The organism is Meridianimarinicoccus roseus (genome assembly GCF_003172915.1).
GTDB classification, from domain to species: Bacteria; Pseudomonadota; Alphaproteobacteria; order Rhodobacterales; family Rhodobacteraceae; genus Meridianimarinicoccus; species Meridianimarinicoccus roseus.
In genome coordinates this window covers 1-5,063 of sequence record NZ_QGKU01000019.1, presented here as the reverse complement: position 1 = coordinate 5,063, position 5,063 = coordinate 1, and the positions used below count along the sequence as shown (strand labels likewise).

Genomic DNA, 5,063 nt, shown 5'->3' with positions numbered 1-5,063 from the left:
CGTGCCGTCGTTGATGTTGTAGTCGATCGTCAGTTCGAACAGATCGCCTTCGTCCAGATCCTCGAACTGGCCGTCATCCAGCGTCAGGACGCCCGCCGGGCTGACACTGAAGGTCACCGTCCGGCTATCCGGCGCCGTCACGGTCACATTGTTCACGGTCAGCGCGTCGCCATCCACGTCGTTCGAGCCGGCCAGCAGGTCGATGGTGCGGCCGGTGTCATCCTCGGTATAGGCGGCGGACGGAGTCCCCCCCGTGGCCGGATCGTTGGCGCCATTGACCGTCACGCTCAGCGTGGTGGTGGAGGTCGCGCCCTGGCTGTCCTCCATGGTGTAGCTGACCTCGGTGACGCGGTCCTCTCCGTCGTCGAGATCCTCGAACGCGCCCGCCGGATCGAAGCTCCAGTCGCCGTTCGCGTCGATGGTGAAGTCACCGCCGTTCGAGCCAGTGACGATGGTACCCACATTGCCTGTGGCGGCGCCGACGCCGATGACCGTCTTGGTGTCGCCCGTGTCCGGGTCGGTGTCGTTGGCCAGTACGTTGCCGCCGGTCAGGGCAGGGCCATCTTCGCCCGTCGTGTCCGAATCCGCCACCGCCGTCGGCCCGTCGTTCACGCCGGTGATCTCGATGGTGACGGTCGCCGTGTTGGTGCCGCCGTTGGCGTCGCTGGCGGTGTAGGAGAACGTGTCGGTCGCGGTCGCACCCTGACCGAGGCTTTCGAACTGCCCGTTCGGGTCATACCCGAACGTCCCGTTGCCATTGTCGGTCACCGTGCCCTGCGTGCCGGTGGTGTCGAACGCGGATACCGACAGCGTATCGTTCGTGTCAGGATCGGTGTCGTTGTCCAGCACGTTGCCGGTGGTGAAGGCCGTGTCCTCGTCGGTGCCGAAACCCGCGCCGCTGTCGTCGCCCGCCGTCGGGGTGTCGTTCACCGCCGTCACGGTCACGGTCAGGATGGCCGTGTCAGTGCCGCCTTCGCCATCGGACACGGTGTATTCCACCGATGTCGTCTTGTCGGCATCCCCGACCGCCATGTCATTGAAATCACCGCCAGGATCGAAGTCGTAGCTGCCATCGGAACTGACGGTGAAGCTACCGCCGTTGCTGCCGGCCACGGTCACTGAACCGCCGCTCGTGACCGTCGAGCCGTCCACATAAATCACCGACAGCGTATCCGGCGATGGCAGAGTGTCTTCGTCCGTATCGGTGCCCGGTCCGGTGATGACATTGCCCGAAACGGGGTTGTCTTCATCCGTGGTCGCCGTGTCATCCGCCGCGACGGGCGCGTCGTTGACATCCGCCACCGCCACGGTGATCGCCGCCGTTTCGGTGACATCGCCGTCATCCACCGTCACGGTCAGGTCATAGGTGTTGTCGCCGCCCGCGTCCTGCGGATCCTCAAAGTTCGGCGCGGTGTTGAAGGTCAGCTCGCCCGTGCTCGCGTCGATGGAGAACAGGTCGTTGTCGCCACCGGACGCCAACGAATAAGTCAACGTCTCCACGTCGACGTCGGTGGCCGCAACCGTGCCGACACTCGTCTGGTTCTCGTCCGCCGTGAAGCTCTGGTCGAGTACTTCCGGCGCGTCGTTCACGCCATCAATCGTGATCGTGATAGTGTTCGTTGCGGTCGCGCCATTGCCGTCATCGACCGTGTAGGTCAGCGTTTCGGTCGCACTCTCGCCGTCGTCCAGCCCCTCGAACGCGCCCGCGGCGTCGAAGACATAGTCACCCGACACGTCCGTGGTCAGCGACCCCGCAACGGGCGCGGTTATGTTGGTGATACTGAGCGTGTCGATCACGCCCGCAGCGAAGTCGTTGTCCACGTCGCTGACGAAACCCGCCAGCAGGGTGTCCGTCAGGTTGATGCTGGAGTTTTCGTCCACGCCCGCCGTCGCAGGCACGGCTACCGGAGGATCGTTGATGTTCTGAACGGTAAAGGTGACCGTCGCTGTATCCTGCAACCCGTTGGGCGCTTCGATGGTGTAGGTGAACGATACCTCTCCGAAAAAGTCGTTCACCGGGATGAATCGCAACCCGTTTGTGAAGTCTGACTGGCCGGTCGGGAATGTGAACTCCCCTGCAGCGGTGGTTGTCGGGCCCGTGGACCCGTTCACCGCCACCAGTGCGAGGTCGCTGAGCACGCCGGTGGAATAGATGACATCGTTACCGCGCAACGCATTGACGTTGATCGACTGCGATGAATCTTCGAGCGAGAAGGCGGCACCGCCGCCGAAGTCGAGATTGTCGTCAATGGCGTCCGGCACCTCGTTGATGGCGATGGTCGCGCCGCCATCAAGCACCAGCGTCTCCACCCGGTCGCTGCGGTCGGCCTGGCCGACCAGAGTGATTGTCCCGAGGCTGCCCACCGTGATGACCAGATCTGCACCGCTGTTGGCGAAGCTCAGATCGGCCTGCGTGATCCCGGCCGGAAGCGTGATGCTGTCCGCCCCTTCGCCCGGAAGTTCGGTGATAACATCGTCGCCGGAGGTGTAGACGTAGGTGTCGTCGCCGGTGCCCCCCGTCGCATCGTCGTTGCCCGCGCCCATGTCGAGCGTGTCATTGCCGCCATCACCACCGATAATGTCGTTGCCATCCAGTCCGTTCAGCGTGTCGTTTTGCGGGGTTCCGAAAAGCTCATCAGCACCGGTGGAACCGTCAAGCGTCACAGCCAGCGTGTTGTCGGACAGGAACGCACCGATATTGGAGCCGTTGGCAGCGGAGGCCGCCGAGACCTCCGGGTTCGATCCGCCCACAAGGGGGAGGATAGACGTCACCGGGTTGGTAAAGACGTTGCCGGAAATCGTCGGAGTCTCTGCCGTATTCGCGGCGCCGTTCGACGCAACCGTGACCCCGAACAGGATGCTGTCGATGGTATTGCCTGTCACAACCGCATTGTCGCCACCGAAGAGAACAACACCGCCCGAGAAGCTGGCATCCGCCGTGCCGTTCAGCGTGTTGTTTGTCACTTCGGCGCCGTCGCCTGCGTTGAAAACAAGAACATGCGCGGTGATGAAATCGCCACGCTGGTATCCGATTTCGGAAACCGTGTTCCCATCGATCGTGCCCGTCGCGCCGAAGGACAACTGGATGCCGTTCTGCGCGATCGCGTTCGATGCAGGCAGAAAGCCGGACCCGGTCACCATGTTGCCAGTCACCGTCACCGTCAGCGCATCGCCGGAAATCGTGATGCCGTTCTTCTGGAAGTCGGTGGTGCTATTGTCGGTGATGGACACGCTACGGGCCGTTCCGTCGTCGTTGATGACGACGATGGCATTGCCGCGCTGGTTGCCCTTGGGCGTTCCATCGCCCTGCAACGTGTCCCGGACGCCGGTAACCGTCAGGTCGTCGATGGCACCCGACGCGTCGAAGTAGAGAACCCCCTCGAAATCGGGGTTCGCGCCGCCCGGCATGGCATCGCCAAGGCCGCGCCCGTCGATCCGTGCGTCAGCAACTGTGATGTTGCCCGAGTCGCGCACGGTAACGACCGCCGCGCGGTCTCGGCTTCCCCCATCGGTCGCCGAGACATGGTTCAACACGGGCGTATCGACCATCTCGATCAAGGTCGCGTCGCCCTGCCCGCGGATGGTCAGGTCGTTACGTCCGTCGATCACCACCTGCTCGCGGAAGGTCCCCGCGCCCACATTGATCGTGTCGCCATCGCTGGCCGCGTCCACCGCCGCCTGGATCGACATGCCGTCGACCACGCCAAAGCCGTCCGCGAATTGCAGCGCTTCGATGCCGATCAGCGTGTCGCTGCCATCGGGTGCGCCCGAGCGCGTGTCGGTGATACTGATCGCCCCGGAGGCATCGACGTTGATCGTGTAATCCGCGAAGTTGCCGGTGAACGTGACCACGTCGAGCCCGTCATCGCCCGAGATGAACTCGTCGTCGGCCGTGCTTGAGATGGTCGTGTCGGCGGCGACGGTCACATCGGCCACGACCTTGTCATAGGCGACACCGTCGATGGTGTTCGGACCGGTCTCGATCACGAAGCCGGACCGGTTGTCGATGACCCCGGTATTGGCGTCGCTCCCCAGCGTGTCGGTGAACGTGTTGCCCGAAACGCCCGAGAAATCGACCGGGCCTGCAGTTACCTGGTCGTTGTTTCCATCGTCCTGAAGTCGGCCCGAGAAATCGAAATGCCCGATGGCGAACCGCGGGGCCGTATCCTCGAACGCGTTGGACTGAATGACGAAGCTGCCCTCGTCGCCGGTCCGACCGTCGGTGGCGATAGCCGTCGGGAAGCCGAAATCGCCGCCGCTGCCGCCAAGGTCGAACTTGCTGCTGGTCACGCTCACGTCGCGCGCCGTGACCGCATCGCCGTAATTCAGGTATATCCCGTAAGGGAATTCCGTGTGGCTCGCACCTGGATCAGCCGGCGCCTTGAAGGCTGTGAACAGCACGTTGTCGACGGTGATGTCGCCATTCGTGCCCGACACATCGATGCCCGCGGGGCTGAAGGACAGGCCAGCTTCTGCCGATCCGTCGACCTGGATGACGGAGTTGACCACACTGAGATCACCGCTGCTGTAGGCTTGGATGCCGCTCAGACCGTTGCCGCTTTCCGGCCCGGTGCCCAGAAGCCGCACGCCGTCCAGCGACAGCCCGCCCGTGCCGGTCAGCGTGAATCCGTCGATGATCGTTTCGCTGCCCGGCGCCTGTCCCGCCCAGTTGTCGCCGGTCGGCGAAACACCGGCAAGCGCGCCCGAAATCGACAGCGCCTTGTCGGTGATGAGGATCTTGCCCTCCGCGGAATAGTCCCCCGCGCCTACGAGGATTGTGTCGCCGTGGCTCGCGGCGTCGATGGCGGCCTGGATCGACATGCCGTCGTAGACGAGGAAGGTGGACGAGCCGGTGTTCGTGACCTCGATCACCTCGATGCCCGACAGCGTTTCGGTCCCGTCCGGGCCCGCGATCTGGCCGCTGAACGCGCCGCTGCCGTCCACCGACGCGCCCGTCACGGTGAAGTCGCCCAGCGTCACGGCCGCCCCGCCGCCATCGGCGATCACCGCCGTGTCGGTGCCGACGCCCCCGACATATTCGTCATCGCCCAGCCCGCCGATCA

Annotated in this window: 1 protein-coding gene; it reads right to left on the bottom strand. The window is 64.2% G+C overall.

Annotated features, from left to right (window positions below; all coding sequences use genetic code 11):
- Positions 1 to 5,063, bottom strand: a 5,063-nt coding sequence (locus tag DKT77_RS04820; RefSeq protein ID WP_146204957.1) for a beta strand repeat-containing protein, incomplete at both ends; no start/stop codon positions are given.